Annotated in this window: 14 protein-coding genes; 8 read left to right on the forward strand and 6 right to left on the reverse strand. The window is 69.3% G+C overall.

What is annotated here, in order from left to right; genetic code table 11:
* Positions 1-57 precede the first annotated feature (57 nt).
* Entirely contained in the window at positions 58-297 is a 240-nt protein-coding gene (locus ACZ42A_RS16200; protein ID WP_468527835.1) for a heavy-metal-associated domain-containing protein, read from the forward strand.
* Between the two features lie 100 nt (positions 298-397).
* On the forward strand, positions 398-2677 hold the full coding sequence (locus ACZ42A_RS16205; RefSeq protein ID WP_468527836.1) for a heavy metal translocating P-type ATPase: 2280 nt from the start codon (positions 398-400) through the stop codon (positions 2675-2677).
* A gap of 793 nt (positions 2678-3470) precedes the next feature.
* Here the strand turns inward: ACZ42A_RS16205 and ACZ42A_RS16210 are convergent.
* The 5 genes from ACZ42A_RS16210 to ACZ42A_RS16230 form a co-directional block, all read right to left on the reverse strand.
* Complete coding sequence (locus ACZ42A_RS16210) at positions 3471-4760, reverse strand: citrate synthase (protein ID WP_468527837.1); 1290 nt, start codon at positions 4758-4760, stop codon at positions 3471-3473.
* Between the two features lie 243 nt (positions 4761-5003).
* Positions 5004-7301 carry an SF1B family DNA helicase RecD2 gene (recD2, locus tag ACZ42A_RS16215; protein ID WP_468527838.1) on the reverse strand — a complete coding sequence of 766 codons (2298 nt, stop codon included), beginning with the start codon at positions 7299-7301 and terminating at the stop codon, positions 5004-5006.
* A 41-nt stretch (positions 7302-7342) separates the two neighbouring features.
* Positions 7343-7528 carry a DUF397 domain-containing protein gene (locus ACZ42A_RS16220; RefSeq protein ID WP_468527839.1) on the reverse strand — a complete coding sequence of 62 codons (186 nt, stop codon included), beginning with the start codon at positions 7526-7528 and terminating at the stop codon, positions 7343-7345.
* Positions 7529-7537: 9 nt separating this feature from the next.
* Positions 7538-7735, reverse strand: coding sequence for a DUF397 domain-containing protein (locus ACZ42A_RS16225; protein ID WP_468527840.1), 198 nt, complete (start codon positions 7733-7735; stop codon positions 7538-7540).
* 5 nt (positions 7736-7740) lie between these two features.
* Positions 7741-8595 (reverse strand): helix-turn-helix domain-containing protein, encoded by an 855-nt coding sequence (locus ACZ42A_RS16230; protein WP_468527841.1) that lies wholly within the window; start codon positions 8593-8595, stop codon positions 7741-7743.
* Positions 8596-8823: 228 nt separating this feature from the next.
* On the opposite strand from ACZ42A_RS16230, the gene ACZ42A_RS16235 reads away from it, so the two are divergent.
* From ACZ42A_RS16235 to ACZ42A_RS16245, 3 genes are all read left to right on the forward strand, one after another.
* Positions 8824-9234 (forward strand): ATP-binding protein, encoded by a 411-nt coding sequence (locus tag ACZ42A_RS16235; RefSeq protein WP_468527842.1) that lies wholly within the window; start codon positions 8824-8826, stop codon positions 9232-9234.
* A complete protein-coding gene (locus tag ACZ42A_RS16240; RefSeq protein ID WP_468527843.1) occupies positions 9234-10130 on the forward strand; it encodes a hypothetical protein in 897 nt (298 codons plus the stop codon). The genes ACZ42A_RS16235 and ACZ42A_RS16240 overlap by 1 nt, the downstream gene beginning before the upstream one ends.
* A 112-nt stretch (positions 10131-10242) precedes the next feature.
* Complete coding sequence (locus ACZ42A_RS16245; RefSeq protein WP_468527844.1) at positions 10243-10983, forward strand: hypothetical protein; 741 nt, start codon at positions 10243-10245, stop codon at positions 10981-10983.
* A gap of 13 nt (positions 10984-10996) precedes the next feature.
* Here the strand turns inward: ACZ42A_RS16245 and ACZ42A_RS16250 are convergent, their stop codons facing one another.
* A complete protein-coding gene (locus ACZ42A_RS16250) occupies positions 10997-11362 on the reverse strand; it encodes a cupin domain-containing protein (protein ID WP_468527845.1) in 366 nt (121 codons plus the stop codon).
* Positions 11363-11585: 223 nt separating this feature from the next.
* Here ACZ42A_RS16250 and ACZ42A_RS16255 point away from each other — a divergent pair, with 223 nt between their 5' ends.
* From ACZ42A_RS16255 to ACZ42A_RS16265, 3 genes are read left to right on the forward strand one after another with little or no spacing between them, the layout of a single operon-like run.
* Positions 11586-12620 carry a LacI family DNA-binding transcriptional regulator gene (locus ACZ42A_RS16255; protein ID WP_468528096.1) on the forward strand — a complete coding sequence of 345 codons (1035 nt, stop codon included), beginning with the start codon at positions 11586-11588 and terminating at the stop codon, positions 12618-12620.
* Positions 12617-14146, forward strand: a complete 1530-nt coding sequence (locus ACZ42A_RS16260) for a sugar ABC transporter ATP-binding protein (protein WP_468527846.1) — start codon at positions 12617-12619, stop codon at positions 14144-14146. Before ACZ42A_RS16255 ends, ACZ42A_RS16260 begins: the two co-directional genes overlap by 4 nt.
* Complete coding sequence (locus ACZ42A_RS16265; RefSeq protein ID WP_468527847.1) at positions 14136-16076, forward strand: ABC transporter permease/substrate-binding protein; 1941 nt, start codon at positions 14136-14138, stop codon at positions 16074-16076. Before ACZ42A_RS16260 ends, ACZ42A_RS16265 begins: the two co-directional genes overlap by 11 nt.
* Positions 16077-16106 lie beyond the last annotated feature (30 nt).

Below are 16106 nucleotides of genomic sequence, written 5' to 3' on the forward strand. Positions count from 1 at the left end.
GAGGTGAGCCCCTCGTGGGCCACCGCAACCCCATACGCCTCGACGAGGAGTAACGACATGAGCGCCCAGACCGACACCCAGGGTTCCGTCACCACCGTCTACAAGGTGACCGGGATGAGCTGCGGACACTGCGAGGGCTCGGTCTCCGCCGAACTCACCCAGCTCCCCGGCGTGACGTCCGTGCAGGCCGTCGCCGCCACCGGCGAGGTCACCGTCGTCTCCGAGGCGCCGCTGGACGAGGAGGCCGTGCGCGCCGCCGTCGACGAGGCCGGCTACGAGCTGGTCGGCCGCGCCTGAGCACCGGCTGAACGGCAACTGAGCCACGACCGCCGACACCGGGCCGTACTCCACCGAGAATGGGTGGCGTACGGTCCGGTCCGTCGTCTGGAGCCCGGACATGACCACCACAGACACGCCCATAGACACGCCGCCGACCTCCCAGGTCGAGCTGCTGATCGGCGGCATGACCTGCGCCGCCTGCGCCGCCCGCGTCGAGAAGAAGCTCAACCGCATGGACGGGGTCACCGCCACGGTGAACTTCGCGACGGAGAAGGCCAGGGTCACCTACCCCGCCGGGGTCGAGGTCGCCGATCTGATCGCCACCGTCGTGAAGACGGGCTACACCGCGGAGGAACCCCCGCCGCCGGAGCCCGCCCCCGAAGACGTACGGCAGGAAGACCCGGAGCAGGACCCGGAACTGGCGTCCCTGCGGCAGCGCCTCGCCGTCTCCGCCACCCTGGCCCTCCCCGTCGTGCTGCTCGCGATGATCCCGGCCCTCCAGTTCGACAACTGGCAGTGGCTGTCCCTCACCCTGGCCGCACCCGTCGTCGTCTGGGGCGGCCTGCCCTTCCACAAGGCCGCCTGGACAAACGCCCGGCACGCCGCCTCCACCATGGACACCCTGGTGTCGGTCGGCACGCTGGCCGCGTTCGGCTGGTCCCTGTGGGCGCTGTTCTTCGGCGACGCGGGCATGCCCGGCATGCGCCACGGCTTCGACCTCGTCGTCTCGCGCACCGACGGCGCCTCCGCCATCTACCTGGAGGTCGCCGCCGGCGTCACCGCGTTCCTCCTGCTCGGCCGCTATCTGGAGGCCCGCGCCAAGCGCCGCGCGGGCGCCACGCTGCGGGCGCTGATGGAGCTGGGCGCCAAGGACGTGGCCGTCCTGCGCGGCGGACGCGAGGTGCGGATCCCGGTCGGGCGGCTGGCGGTGGGCGACCGGTTCGTCGTACGGCCCGGGGAGAAGATCGCCACGGACGGCACCGTCGTCGAGGGCGCGTCCGCCGTGGACGCCTCCATGCTGACCGGCGAGTCGGTGCCGGTGGACGTGACCGTCGGGGACACCGTCACCGGCGCCACCGTGAACGCGGGGGGCCGGCTGGTCGTCGAGGCCACCCGGATCGGCGCCGACACCCAGCTCGCCCGGATGGCCCGGCTGGTCGAGGACGCGCAGAACGGCAAGGCCGAGGTGCAGCGGCTCGCCGACCGGGTCGCCGCCGTCTTCGTGCCCGTGGTGCTGCTGATCGCGGCCGTCACCTTCGGCGGCTGGCTCGGCGCGACCGGCGACACGGTGGCCGCGTTCACCGCCGCCGTCGCCGTCCTGATCATCGCCTGCCCGTGCGCGCTGGGCCTGGCCACGCCGACCGCGCTGATGGTCGGCACCGGGCGCGGAGCCCAGCTCGGCATCCTCATCAAGGGCCCGGAGGTCCTGGAGACCACCCTCCGGATCGACACCGTCGTCCTCGACAAGACCGGCACCGTCACGACCGGCAAGATGACGCTCCAGGAGGTCTACGTCGCCGAGGGCGCCGACGAGAAGCAGGTGCTGCGGCTCGCGGGCGCCCTGGAGCACGCCTCCGAGCACCCGGTGGCCCGCGCGGTGGCGGCGGGCGCCGAGGACCGGGCCGGGGAGCTGCCGGAGGTCGAGCGGTTCGAGAACGTGCCCGGGCGGGGCGTACGCGGGCGTGTGGAGGGCCACGAGGCGGCCGTGGGCCGGCTGCTCTTCGACGAGCTGCCTCCGGAGCTGGCCGCGGCCCGTGAGCAGGCCGAACGCGGCGGTCGTACGGCCGTCGTGGTCGGCTGGGACGGGGCCGCGCGCGGAGTGCTCGCGGTCGCGGACGCGGTGAAGGAGACCAGCGCGGAGGCGGTGCGCGAGCTGCGCGCACTGGGGCTCACGCCGGTGCTGCTGACCGGCGACAACCGGACGGTCGCCGAGGCCGTGGCCGCGGAGGTCGGCGTCGACGAGGTGATCGCCGAGGTGCTGCCCGAGGACAAGGTCGAGGTCGTCAAGCGGCTCCAGGCCGAGGGTCGTACCGTCGCCATGGTCGGCGACGGCGTCAACGACGCGGCCGCGCTCGCCGTCGCCGATCTGGGTCTGGCGATGGGAACGGGCACGGACGCGGCGATCGAGGCGGGCGACCTGACCCTGGTCCGCGGGGATCTGCGGGTAGCGGCGGACGCGATCCGCCTCTCGCGGCGCACCCTGGCCACGATCAAGGGCAATCTCGTCTGGGCGTTCGGCTACAACGTGGCCGCGTTGCCGCTGGCCGCGGCGGGTCTGCTGAACCCGATGATCGCGGGGGCGGCGATGGCCTTCTCCTCGGTGTTCGTGGTCACGAACAGCCTGCGACTGCGGACGTTCCGCGAGACCCCCCTTCAATCCGACGCAAGCCTCACATAAGCTCTTCACAAGGCTCGCGCATCATCCTTACGCTTGAGCCCCGTTCGTCGTATCGGGCCTCTTGCGCATCTATTGGGACATATGCAAGAGACGCAGATCACAGTGATGTGAACGTAACCATCGAAGGGGTTCGAAGGTCTAAGTTGGCGATGTCAGAAGGCGTCTTGGGGGGCGTCGACTGGCATCTGGGGATGTCTTGGGGGACTTCTCCAGAGATGCGTTGCCGGGGCACGTACACCGGGAAGCTTTGAGCGGCCCTCCCAGCGTGCGCTGTCCCGGCAGACCGCAGTCAGAACATCGCAGTGATCACAAGTGAACAGACAGGACCCGAGCGCAGTGAGTTTTGCTCATTGTGCTCACAGGGTCCGGACAGCGATTCAGGCGCTGGTCTCACAGGCGCCCGGCCGGATCCCGTGGGGGGAATCCGCACCGGGACATGGGAAGGCGCCCTGGTCGTCGGCCCGTGGGGGGACCGACGCCAGGGCGCCTTCTTCATTGCTCAGCCTCTGGAGCGCGCTCAGCGCAGCTGACCTAAGGGGCGCGGGGAACTGCGCGACCAGCCACGACCCAGCCGCAGCCAACCGACAACCCTTCACGCGCCCCCTAGCGGAGCGTCTAGCGCTCCTCGACCGGCACGAAGTCGCGCTCGACCACGCCCGTGGCCGTGCTGTCCCGGGGGACAACCCCCGGACCCCCGGCCGCGCCCCGAGCCCTGGCGCCAAAGCCGAAAGACGGCCGACGCCCACCCGCCAACGGGGGCACCAGACGAATGGTGCCCCTACGCGGCAGCGGCTCAGCGCTCCTCGACCGGCACGAAGTCGCGCTCGACCACGCCCGTGTAGATCTGGCGCGGGCGGCCGATGCGGGAGCCCGGCTCCTTGATCATCTCGTGCCACTGGGCGATCCAGCCCGGCAGGCGGCCGAGGGCGAACAGGACCGTGAACATCTCGGTCGGGAAGCCCATGGCCCGGTAGATCAGGCCGGTGTAGAAGTCGACGTTCGGATAGAGGTTGCGCGAGACGAAGTAGTCGTCGGCGAGCGCGTGCTCCTCCAGCTTGAGCGCGATGTCCAGCAGCTCGTCGGACTTGCCGAGGGCGGACAGCACATCGTGCGCGGCGGCCTTGATGATCTTGGCGCGCGGGTCGAAGTTCTTGTAGACCCGGTGGCCGAAGCCCATCAGGCGGACGCCGTCCTCCTTGTTCTTCACCTTGCGGATGAAGGAGTCGACGTCACCGCCGGCGTCGCGGATGCCCTCCAGCATCTCCAGCACCGACTGGTTGGCGCCGCCGTGCAGCGGACCCCACAGCGCGTTGATGCCGGCCGAGATCGACGCGAACATGTTCGCCTGGGAGGAGCCCACCAGGCGGACCGTCGAGGTCGAACAGTTCTGCTCGTGGTCGGCGTGCAGGATGAGCAGCTTGTCCAGCGCGGACACGACGATCGGGTCGAGCTCGAACTCCTGGGCCGGGACCGAGAAGGTCATCCGCAGGAAGTTCTCGACGTAGCCGAGGTCGTTGCGCGGGTAGACGAACGGGTGGCCGACCGACTTCTTGTACGCGTACGCCGCGATCGTCGGGAGCTTGGCGAGCAGACGGATCGTGGAGAGGTTGCGCTGCTGCTCGTCGAACGGGTTGTGGCTGTCCTGGTAGAAGGTGGACAGCGCGGAGACCACCGAGGACAGCATCGCCATCGGGTGGGCGTCCCGCGGGAAGCCGCGGTAGAAGTTCTTGACGTCCTCGTGCAGCAGGGTGTGCCGGGTGATCTCGTCCTTGAACCCGGCCAGCTGGTCGACGGTCGGCAGCTCACCGTTGATCAGCAGGTAGGCCACCTCCAGGAAGGTGGAGCGCTCGGCCAGCTGCTCGATCGGGTAGCCGCGGTAGCGGAGGATCCCCTGCTCGCCGTCGAGGTAAGTGATCGCGGATTTATAGGCGGCGGTGTTGCCGTAACCGCTGTCCAGGGTCACGAGACCGGTCTGGGCGCGGAGCTTGCCGATGTCGAAGCCCTTGTCCCCGACGGTGCTGTCGATCACCGGGTAGGTGTACTCGCTGCCGTCGTACCGCAGTACTACAGAGTTGTCGCTCACGTCTTCCCTCACCGACGTAGTGCCTCATCTTCGAGGTGCCCTGACTGTCTCTACCATCCCCCATTTGGCTCAGGAGAGTGCACTCGGGGTCGACCATTGGGCTTATCGGCGGCACTCAGTGCCGCCAACTTGCTCATCCTGCCCCCTTGATTCCCCATCCGGAAGGGCTGTGTGACGTTTGCGACTCGTTTGATCGATCATTTTTTTGCCCGCTCACGAACACCGCCCCGGGATGCCCCGAACTCACGGCGCCGGCGGCCCGCCGGAGAGCCGGACGTCGCCTCCGCCGGAGAGCCGGAAGTCGAGCGCCGTGCACCGCCGTCCGGCCGACACCGTGCGCACCGCCTGCCCGATCGCCTTGCGCGACCCGACGAGGACGACCAGCTGCTTCGCCCGGGTGACCGCCGTGTAGAGCAGATTGCGCTGGAGCATCATCCACGCACCCGTGGTGACCGGGATCACCACGGCCGGATACTCACTGCCCTGCGACCGGTGGATGGTCACCGCGTAGGCGTGGGCCAGCTCGTCCAGCTCGTCGAAGTCGTACGGCACCTCCTCGTCCTCGTCCGTCAGCACCGTCAGGCGCTGGTCGACCGGGTCGAGCGAGGTGACCACGCCCACGGTGCCGTTGAAGACACCGTTCTTCCCTTTTTCGTAATTGTTGCGAATCTGAGTGACCTTGTCCCCCACTCGGAAGACACGTCCGCCGAACCGCTTCTCGGGCAGCTCGGGCCGGCCCGGGGTGATGGCCTGCTGGAGGAGACCGTTGAGCGTGCCCGCCCCGGCCGGCCCCCGGTGCATGGGGGCCAGCACCTGTACGTCCCGCCGCGGGTCGAGCCCGAACTTGGCCGGAATCCGGCGGGCCGCGACGTCGACGGTGAGCCGGCCGGCGGCCTCGGTGTCGTCCTCGACGAACAGGAAGAAGTCCTTGAGGCCGTCGGTGAGCGGATGCTGCCCGGCGTTGATCCGGTGCGCGTTGGTGACGACACCGGACTGCTGGGCCTGCCGGAAGACCCGGGTGAGCCGTACGGCGGGGAGGGGACTGCCGTCGGCGAGCAGGTCGCGCAGCACCTCTCCGGCACCGACGCTGGGCAGCTGATCGACGTCCCCGACGAAGAGGAGATGGGCGCCCGGGGGGACGGCTTTGACGAGCTTGTTGGCGAGGAGGAGGTCGAGCATGGAGGCCTCGTCGACGACGACGAGGTCGGCGTCGAGTGGCCGGTCCCGGTCATACGCGGCATCCCCGCCGGGCTTGAGCTCCAGCAGGCGGTGAACGGTGGAGGCGTCGGCTCCGGTCAGCTCGGCGAGCCGCTTGGCGGCCCGCCCGGTCGGCGCGGCGAGCACCACCTTGGCCTGCTTGGCGCGGGCCAGCTCGACGATGGACCGCACGGTGAAGGACTTGCCACAGCCGGGCCCACCGGTGAGCACGGCGACCTTCTGCGTGAGGGCGAGCTTGACGGCGGCTTCCTGCTCGGGGGCGAGGTCGGCGCCGGTACGGCCCTTGAGCCAGTCCAGCGCCCGCCCCCAGTCGACGTTCCGGAAACCGGGCATCCGGTCCTGGTCCGTCCGCAGGAGGCGCAGCAGCTGGGCGGAGAGGGAGAGTTCGGCGCGGTGGAAGGGGACGAGGTAGACGGCGGTGACGGGCTCGTCGGCGTCCCCCTCGGGACCGGGCACCTTCTCCCGCACGACCCCGGGGTCGCCCCCCTCCTCCTGGGGCTGGGCCAGCTCGGCGAGGCACTCGATGACAAGCCCGGTGTCGACCTGGAGGAGCTTGACCGCGTCGGCGATCAGCCGCTCCTCGGGGAGGTAGCAGTGCCCTTGGTCGGCGGACTGGGAGAGCGCGTACTGAAGCCCCGCCTTGACCCTCTCGGGGCTGTCGTGCGGGATGCCGACGGACTGGGCGATCTTGTCGGCGGTGAGGAAGCCGATGCCCCAGACGTCGGCGGCGAGGCGGTAGGGCTGGTTCTTCACGACGCCGATGGAGGCGTCGCCGTACTTCTTGTAGATCCGCACGGCGATGGATGTGGACACGTCCACGGTCTGGAGGAAGAGCATCACCTCCTTGATCGCCTTCTGCTCCTCCCAGGCATCGGCGATCTTCTTGGTGCGCTTGGGACCGAGCCCGGGGACCTCGATGAGCCGCTTGGGCTCCTCCTCGATGATCTTCAGGGTGTCGAGCCCGAAGTGCTGCGTGATCCGGTCGGCGAAGACCGGCCCGATGCCCTTGACCAGCCCGGATCCGAGATAGCGGCGGATGCCCTGGACGGTGGCCGGCAGGACGGTGGTGTAGTTCTCCACGTGAAACTGCCGCCCGTACTGCGGATGCGACCCCCACCGCCCCTCCATCCGCAGAGACTCCCCGACCTGCGCACCGAGCAGCGCCCCGACGACCGTCAGCAGATCGCCGCCGCCTCTGCCCGTGTCGACGCGCGCGACCGTGTAGCCGTTCTCCTCGTTGGCGTACGTGATGCGCTCCAGGACGCCTTCGAGGACGGCCGGTCGTCGTTGTTCGCCGGGGGTGGGTGCCGTCGGGGTGGGCATGATGTGACGGTACCGGTGGGGTGTGACAGTGGGGGAGCGCGTCAGGGGCTGGAGTGCTTCTTGAGGGCTTCGAGGAACGTGGTGAAGGTCTCGGCCGGGAAGGTGAGGTGGGCTCTGGCTGGGGCTTTGGAGTCGCGGACGGCGACCTGGGTGGCTGAGTTCGCGATCTCCACACAGGCGTTGCCGTCATCGGGGCCTGAGTAGGACGACTTACGCCAGTTGTCCATGAGGTTGCCTCACAGCTCCTGCGTCGGCTTCTTGAGAGCTTCGACGAAAGCGGTGAAGGCAGGGACAGGGAAGGTGAGGTGGGCTCTGGCGGGGATCTTGGAGTCGCGGATGGCTATGCGGCGGTGGCGGTAGGTGATCTCCACGCAGGCGTCACCTTGGCCGCCGCCGGAGAAGGACGACTTCTTCCAGGTGTCCGGGGTCGACATGCTCTTCACAGCTCCTTGGCCAGCCCATGGATGAAATCACGCGAGCGTTCGGGTTCGAGTGATACCGCCTCCACCCTACGGAAGAGCGTTCGATATCGGTCCAGTTGAGCTTCAGCGTCGATGAAGTAGGGGCCGTTGGGGCCATCGCGCACCACGGTGTCCAGTTTGGGAACCGAGCCACCGGCGTAAACCATGACGCTCCCGGCTCCGGCGAAGCCGTCCAGGTCGAAGGGGATCACGCGCACGGTGACGTGAGGGGCTTCGGCGATTTCCAGCACGCGTGCCAGCTGGGCGCGTGCTGCGGCACGGTCGCCGACCCGAATGCGCAGCGCCGCCTCGTGGATCACCGCTTCGTACGGGATCGGGTCGGGGCGCTCGATGATGATGCGACGCCTCATCCGGTGCTCCACCCAGCGCTCGACCTCGCTCTTCGGGAACTCCGGGTTCACGTACGAGAAGAGCGCCTGAGCGTACGCCTCGGTCTGCAGAAGACCCGGGACGTGCAGGAAGTCCACGTCCCAGCGGAAACTTGCGTGATGCTCCAGCTCCGCCAGATCCAGGAAGGGTGTCGGCAGCCGGCCCCGATCGCCCTCCCACCAGCCACGTGAGCGACTGGTCGCCATGATCACCAGCGCATCGACCAACTCGCTGTCCGAGCAGCCGTAGTTGGCTGCCATGTGGCGCAGGCGCTTCTCGCTCACTCCGCTGAGGCCGGACTCGATCTGATTGATCTGGGCGGAGCTCACCCCGAGTGACGCCGCGGCCTCGCGGCCCGTAAGGCCGGCCGCATTACGAAGCTTGCGCAGCTCGGCTCCCAGGCGGACCTGGCGTGCCGTTGGTTCGCGCCTCAACCCCGCCATGCACTGCTCCTCGACTCAACGCGCCTGTGAACGCGACTCGTTCGGGCGTCAGGTTACGCGATCGGGTTGCTGTACCTATAAATCTAGGTCTACCGTCAGTGACGCGACGCACACCGTGCGAAACCCCCGGGGCACCGGAAGCGCACCGCTCCGTCCTGCCATGGCGGCTGCGGCAACGACACCACTCGCCCCCTGCATGACTCCCAACTGACCGACCGGAGTTGACGCATGCCCGAAAACGAATCCTGGGAGTACTCCCTCTACATCCCGAACGACCTCCGCGCCGTCACCGTCTGCCGCCGCACCCTCCGCCTGATCCTGACCATGCACGGGCTGATCGGCCTCGTCGACGTCGCCGAGCTGATGGCGACGGAGCTCGTCTCCAACGCCGTACGGCACACCAAAGGGCCGGCCGCGCTGCGGGTGCGGTGGGCCCCGCCGGGGACGCTGCGGATCGGGGCGTGGGATGCGAACCCCGAACCGCCAGAGCCGCCGGTGACCTTCAAGCGCATGGACGGGTTGGAGGAGGGACGAGGGCTCGCGCTGGTGCGGGCCTGCTCGGACCTGTGGGGGTGGCAACCGTTGTCCAGATTCGGCAACCGGGGGAAGTACGTGTGGTGTGAGTTGGAGGCGGCGTAATGGTGGGGTCGTCGCATGAGGCGCTGCACCGGATCTTCCAGAAGGATCCGGCGTTGTTGACCCGGGCGTTACAGCGAGTGCTGCACGTGCCGTTTCCCGCACCTCGGGAGATCGCCGCGCTGAACGTGGACCTGACGGAGATCGAGCCGGTCGAGCGCCGGGTGGACACGCTACTGCGGGCGGAGACGGACGAGGGGACCTATCTCCTCGTGGTCGAATCGCAGGGGAAGGTGGACGAACGCAAGCGGGGCAGCTGGCCCTACTACCTGTCCTACTTGTACGAGAAGTACCGCTGTGAGCCGGTGCTCATCGTCATCACCCAGAGCAGTGCCACAGCGGAGTGGGCTTCGCGGCCCATCCGGTTCGGTTTCCCGGGCTGGGACTCACTGACGGTGCGGCCGCTCGTGCTGGGCCCGGACAACGTGCCGGTGATCGCGGACGAGCGGCAGGCCGAAAGGGACGTACCCCTTGCGGTGCTCTCGGCCATGACACACGGGCGCGGCCCGCAGGCCCCGGCCATACTGGAATCCCTGGCATCCGCCCTGCGGACCATCGACTCCGACAGTGCCGCGGTCTTCGTGCAGTTCGTCGACTCATGCCTGGCCGACCCCCAGGCGAAGCAGATGTGGAGGGACCTGATGACGGCGATCCAGTACTTCTGGCGACACCCGCTGGCCGAGCAGGTACGCGAAGAGGGCCGGGAGCAGGGTCGGGAAGAAGGCCACCTCGAGCGCAGTCGGCAGATGCTGCTCAACATCCTGGAATGGCGTGGCATCCCGGTGCCCGAGGCCATCCGGGAGCGAGTCAACTCCTGCGCCGACCTCGACCAACTGGAACTCTGGGCCCAGCGAGCCGTACGCGCCACGGACACGGCGGAGTTGTTCGCCGGGGACTGAGTCAGTGACCGAGAGCCGAGGGCCGAGGTCCTCTTGCCCCTCGTCCCTGACAGGCGCGGTTCGTGAGGACCCGGCTCCGTCGCGGCTGCCGACGGTCTGCTTGGATCCGGGCATGACGGATTGGTCGGAACTCAGTGACGCGCACGGCTCCGCGGAAGGCGTCCCCGCTCTGCTCGACCGGTTCGAGGCCGATCCGCAGGGTGTCTGGTCCGAGCTGATGGACCGGCTGTGCCCGATGCTCGACACCGCTTTCTCGGCGAGCTTCGCGGCGCTTCCCCGTTTTGTCGAGGTCGCAGCCGGCCGCAATCCTGAAGAGCGGCGCTGGGTTCTGTTCGCGGCGGGCCCGATCGTGGCCTGCGCGCGCCGGTCGGTGGAGGGCGTTGCCGCGCGCGAGCTCTACTCATCGCAGATCGCCGAGCTTTCGCGGCTCACTGAGGAGTGCCTCCGTCTGCCGCTGGAGATGGAGGACTATGTCGGACTGCTCCAGGCGGCCTTGGCCTTCGAGGGCGTAGAGGTCTGGGACGAGCGCCTGGACAACCTGGCGCAAGGCGAGTACGAAGTCGACTGCCCTTACTGCGGGGTGAACCTGTTCATCGTGATGGGTGATGACGGCTTCTTCTCCTGCAGCGATGACTACGCGCTGGGGGATGTCGAGAAGACACCGCTGCGGCCGACGGCTCCGGCTGAGCTGGAGGGCTTGGCCAGGCGGCTGCATGACCAGGCCCTGGCTGACGGACAGCCGGCGCTTGCCCAAAGGGTGCCGTATCTGTTCGGACAAGCGGCGTGCGATGACTGCGGAACGGTGTTCTCGGTGGCGGACCGCGTGGTCGCGAACGCGATGCCCTCCTGGTGAGACGGGCGGTCGTTCAGCTCGGCCGGCCGGTCACGTGGGCGATCACCTTCTGGAAGTCCTCGGTCGGGGAGAACTCGACGTACTCGCAGTCCTCCAGGGCCAGGGGGACGTGGCCGGGGGCCCAGTAGTAGGCCTGGCCGGCCTCGTAGATCTGGTCGCCGGAGGCCGTGCGCATTCTGAGGCGGCCCTTGAGCATGTAGCCCCAGTGCGGGCACTGGCACATGTCGTCGGGCAGGCCCTTCAGGGCGGGACCGAAGTCCGTGCCCTCGGGCAGGCGCACGTAGATGACCGACTTTCCGCCGCCGATCGGTTTGGTGCGCAGTTCCATTCCCTCGTCCTCGAGCACGATGGGGATGTCGTCGCGAGCCGCCGCCGTCATGGCTCCTCCTTCGCGCCTTCTGAGTGCCCCCTGATTCCAGCCTGGTCCCCGGTGCCCCGCCGCGCGACCGCTGTCCCGCTCATCTGAGCGGCGTTCATCACGATCTGGTCTCGGCAAGTGGTTGAGGGGTTGATTAACGGCCGTGTAATCGATTCCAATCCTGCCTACGGAATCTCGTGTAATCGATTCCATGGACTCGCTCCACAAGGAGGTGGAACAGGCGATGGCGAGCATCAAGGACGTCGCCGCCGAGGCCGGCGTCTCCGTCGCCACGGTGTCGCGGGTGCTGAACGAGCACCCGTCCGTGAGCCCCGAGGCACGCGCGCGCGTGCTGGCCGCCGTGGAGGCGCTCGGGTATCGGCCGAACGCCGTCGCCCGGTCGTTGCGCACCGATCAGACCCGCACGCTCGGGCTGGTCATCAGTGACGTGCTGAATCCTTACTTCACCGAGCTGGCCCGCTCCGTCGAGGAGGAGGCCCGCGCGCTCGGCTACAGCGTCATCATCGGCAACGCCGACGAGCGGCCCGAGCTGCAGGACCATCACGTGCGGACGCTGCTGGACCGGCGGATCGACGGGCTGCTCGTCTCCCCTACCGACGGCGGGTCGCCGCTGATGCTCGACGCCGCCCGCGCGGGGACGCCGATGGTGTTCGTGGACCGGTGGATCCCGGGTGTCGACGTGCCGGTCGTCCGCGCGGACGGGCGGGACGCCGTACGGGATCTCGTCGCGCATCTGCACGGGCTCGGGCACCGGCGGCTCGCCATCATCGCCGGACCGGCGGCGACCACCACCGGCAGCGAGCGCGTGGACGCCTTCCGGGAGGCCATGGCCGAGTACGGGCTGCCGCTCCCCGACGACTACATCGGCCAGGGCGACTTCCAGGCCGAGAGCGGGCGGCGGGTCACCGAGGGGTTCCTGGATCTGGCGGAGCCGCCCCAAGTCGTCTTCGCCGCCGACAATCTCATGGCCCTCGGCGCCCTGGACGCCATCCGCGCGCGCGGGTTGCGCGTGCCCGACGACATCGCGCTCGCCGCCTTCGACGACATCCGCTGGTTCGTGCACACCGATCCGCCGGTCACGGCGATCGCCCAGCCGACGGGCGAGCTGGGCCGGGCCGCCGTACGGGCCCTCGTGGACCGTATCGAGGGGCGGACCCCCGCGTCCGTCACCCTCCACGCCCGGCTCGTCGTACGCCGCTCCTGCGGTGAGACCCCCGAGAACCCCATGAGTCCCGCGAAGAACAGGAGCGCGTCGTGAGCGACCCGGACGAGTTGCTGCGTATCGAGGGCATACGGAAGACCTTCCCGGGCGTGGTCGCGCTGGACGGCGTCGACTTCGATCTGCGCCGGGGCGAGGTGCACGTGCTGCTCGGCGAGAACGGCGCCGGCAAGAGCACGCTCATCAAGATGCTCTCCGGTGCCTACCGGCCCGACGCCGGACGGATCCTGGTCGGCGGCGCGGAGGTGCGCGTCAACGGTGCGCAGGACTCCGAGCGGCTCGGGATCGCCACCATCTATCAGGAGTTCAATCTCGTTCCCGATCTGACCGTCGCGGAGAACATCTTTCTCGGCCGTCAGCCGCGGCGGCTCGGCATGATCGACCGGAAGCGGATGGAGGCCGAGGCCGCCGTGCTGCTGGAGCGGGTCGGTGTCGACGTGTCTCCGCGCGCGCGAGTCCGTGATCTCGGTATCGCCCGGCTCCAGATGGTGGAGATCGCCAAGGCGCTCAGTCTCGACGCGCGCGTGCTGATCATGGACGAGCCGACGGCCGTACTCACGACCGAAGAGGTCGAGAAGCTGTTCGGCATCGTGCGCTCGCTGCGCGCGGACGGCGTCGGCGTCGTGTTCATCACCCATCACCTGGAGGAGATCGCCGCCCTCGGCGACCGCGTCACCGTCATCCGCGACGGGCGCAGTGTCGGGCAGGTTCCGGCATCCACTCCCGAGGAGGAGCTCGTGCGCCTCATGGTGGGGCGGTCGATCGAGCAGCAGTATCCGCGTGAGCGCGCCGACACCGGGCCCGCGCTGCTCTCTGTCGAGGGGCTCACCCGGGACGGCGTCTTCCACGACGTCAGCTTCGAGGTGCGGGCCGGTGAGGTCGTCGGCATCGCGGGGCTGGTCGGTGCGGGGCGTACGGAGGTCGTACGGGCCGTGTTCGGTGCGGATCCGTACGACAAGGGCGCGGTGAAGGTCGCGGGCACGGAGCTGCGGCGGCATGACGTGAACGCCGCCATGGCCGCCGGGATCGGGCTTGTCCCCGAGGACCGCAAGGGTCAGGGACTGGTGCTGGACGCCTCCGTGGAGGAGAACCTGGGGCTGGTGACCCTGCGCAAGGCCACCCGCGCGGGCCTGGTCGACCTCAAGGGGCAGCGCGAGGCCGCCGCGCGGATCGCCGGGCAGCTCGGGGTGCGGATGGCGGGCCTCGGCCAGCATGTGCGCACGCTCTCCGGCGGCAACCAGCAGAAGGTCGTCATCGGCAAGTGGCTGCTCGCCGACACAAAGGTGCTGATCCTCGACGAGCCGACGCGTGGCATCGACGTCGGCGCGAAGGTCGAGATCTACCAGCTGATCAACGAGCTGACGGCCGCCGGCGCCGCCGTACTGATGATCTCCAGTGATCTGCCGGAGGTCCTCGGCATGAGCGACCGGGTCCTGGTCATGGCGCAGGGCCGGATCGCCGGTGAGCTTCCCGCCGAACAGGCCACCCAGGACGCCGTCATGGCGCTCGCCGTCAGCAACCCCATCACTTCTTCCACGGAAACGGAGGCCTCCCGTGGCCACTGACACGCTCAAGAGCACCTCGGGCGGCCCGGGTGGCCTGCGCCGGCTCCTGCTCGACAACGGCGCGCTGACCGCGCTGATCGTCCTCGTCGTCGCGCTGTCGGCGCTGTCCGGCGACTTCCTGACCACCGACAACCTGCTGAACATCGGCGTCCAGGCGGCCGTCACCGCGATCCTCGCGTTCGGCGTCACCTTCGTCATCGTCTCGGCGGGCATCGACCTGTCGGTCGGCTCGGTGGCCGCCCTGTCGGCGACCGTCCTCGCCTGGAGCGCGACCAGCGAGGGCGTACCGGTCCCCCTGGCGGTGCTCCTGGCGGTCGCGACGGGCATCGTCTGCGGCCTGGTCAACGGCTTCCTGATCTCGTACGGCAAACTCCCGCCGTTCATCGCCACGCTGGCCATGCTGTCGGTGGCCCGCGGCCTCTCCCTGGTGATCTCGCAGGGCTCCCCGATCGCCTTCCCGGACTCCGTCTCGCACCTCGGTGACACGCTGGGCGGCTGGCTGCCCGTGCCGGTGCTGGTGATGGTGGTCATGGGTCTGCTCACGGCGTTCGTGCTGGGCCGGACGTACATCGGCCGCTCGATGTACGCGATCGGCGGCAACGAGGAGGCGGCCCGTCTCTCCGGCCTGCGGGTGAAGAAGCAGAAGCTCGCGATCTACGCGCTGTCCGGCCTGTTCGCGGCCGCGGCCGGCATCGTCCTCGCCTCCCGGCTCTCCTCCGCGCAGCCGCAGGCCGCGCAGGGCTACGAGCTGGACGCCATCGCGGCGGTCGTCATCGGCGGCGCCTCGCTGGCGGGCGGCACCGGCAAGGCGTCCGGCACGCTGATCGGCGCGCTGATCCTGGCGGTGCTGCGCAACGGCCTCAACCTGCTGTCCGTCTCCGCCTTCTGGCAGCAGGTCGTCATCGGTGTCGTGATCGCCCTGGCGGTGCTGCTGGACACGGTGCGGCGCAAGGCCGGGGCGACTCCGGTGACCACCGGTGGCGGTGGCGACAAGGGCCGGCAGGCGCTGACGTACGTCCTCGCGGCCGTGGTCGCGGCGGCGGTGGTCGGCGCCACCTCCCTCCTGCACAGCGGCTCCTCGGTGGCGAAGACGGAGAAGGTCGGCCTGTCCCTGTCGACCCTCAACAACCCCTTCTTCGTGCAGATCCGGGCGGGCGCCGAGGAGCAGGCGAAGGAGCTGGGCGTCGACCTGACCGTCACCGACGCGCAGAACGACGCCTCGCAGCAGGCCAACCAGCTGCAGAACTTCACCAGCGAGGGCGTCGGCTCGATCATCGTCAACCCGGTGGACTCCGACGCGGCGGGCCCCTCGGTCCGCGCGGCGAACAAGGCCGGCATCCCCGTGGTGGGCGTCGACCGGGGCGTCAACAAGGCCGACACGGCGGCGCTGGTCGCCTCCGACAACGTCGAGGGCGGCAAGCTGGGCGCCCGGGCGCTCGCCGAGAAGCTGGGCGGCAAGGGCACGATCGTCATCCTCCAGGGCCAGGCGGGCACCTCCGCCAGCCGGGAGCGCGGCGCGGGCTTCGCGGCCGGGCTGAAGGAGTTCCCCGGCATCAAGGTCGTCGCCAAGCAGCCGGCCGACTTCGACCGCACCAAGGGCCTCGACGTGATGACGAACCTGCTCCAGGCCCACCCCGACATCGACGGCGTCTTCGCCGAGAACGACGAGATGGCGCTCGGCGCGATCAAGGCACTGGGTTCCAAGGCGGGCAAGTCCGTCCAGGTCGTCGGCTTCGACGGCACCCCCGACGGCCTGAAGGCGGTCGAGGCGGGCACGCTGTACGCCTCCGTCGCGCAGCAGCCGAAGGAGCTGGGCCGGATCGCGGTGGACAACGCGCTGCGGGCGGCCGAGGGCGAGCAGACCGAGGAGATGGTGAAGGTGCCGGTGAAGGTGGTCACGAAGGAGAACGTGGCCGGCTTCGGCGGCTGACACACGGGGACGGAACGGGGAGAGAAGTGA

It is taken from the genome of Streptomyces sp. NPDC030838, assembly GCF_055572035.1.

Coding starts and splice junctions, on each gene's coding strand:
- ACZ42A_RS16200 (WP_468527835.1), top strand. CDS start 58: ATGAGCGCCCAGACCGACACCCAGGGTTCCGTCACCACCGTCTACAAG.
- ACZ42A_RS16205 (WP_468527836.1), top strand. CDS start 398: ATGACCACCACAGACACGCCCATAGACACGCCGCCGACCTCCCAGGTC.
- recD2 (WP_468527838.1), bottom strand. CDS start 7,301: ATGCCCACCCCGACGGCACCCACCCCCGGCGAACAACGACGACCGGCC.
- ACZ42A_RS16220 (WP_468527839.1), bottom strand. CDS start 7,528: ATGGACAACTGGCGTAAGTCGTCCTACTCAGGCCCCGATGACGGCAAC.
- ACZ42A_RS16225 (WP_468527840.1), bottom strand. CDS start 7,735: ATGTCGACCCCGGACACCTGGAAGAAGTCGTCCTTCTCCGGCGGCGGC.
- ACZ42A_RS16230 (WP_468527841.1), bottom strand. CDS start 8,595: ATGGCGGGGTTGAGGCGCGAACCAACGGCACGCCAGGTCCGCCTGGGA.
- ACZ42A_RS16235 (WP_468527842.1), top strand. CDS start 8,824: ATGCCCGAAAACGAATCCTGGGAGTACTCCCTCTACATCCCGAACGAC.
- ACZ42A_RS16240 (WP_468527843.1), top strand. CDS start 9,234: ATGGTGGGGTCGTCGCATGAGGCGCTGCACCGGATCTTCCAGAAGGAT.
- ACZ42A_RS16245 (WP_468527844.1), top strand. CDS start 10,243: ATGACGGATTGGTCGGAACTCAGTGACGCGCACGGCTCCGCGGAAGGC.
- ACZ42A_RS16250 (WP_468527845.1), bottom strand. CDS start 11,362: ATGACGGCGGCGGCTCGCGACGACATCCCCATCGTGCTCGAGGACGAG.
- ACZ42A_RS16255 (WP_468528096.1), top strand. CDS start 11,586: ATGGCGAGCATCAAGGACGTCGCCGCCGAGGCCGGCGTCTCCGTCGCC.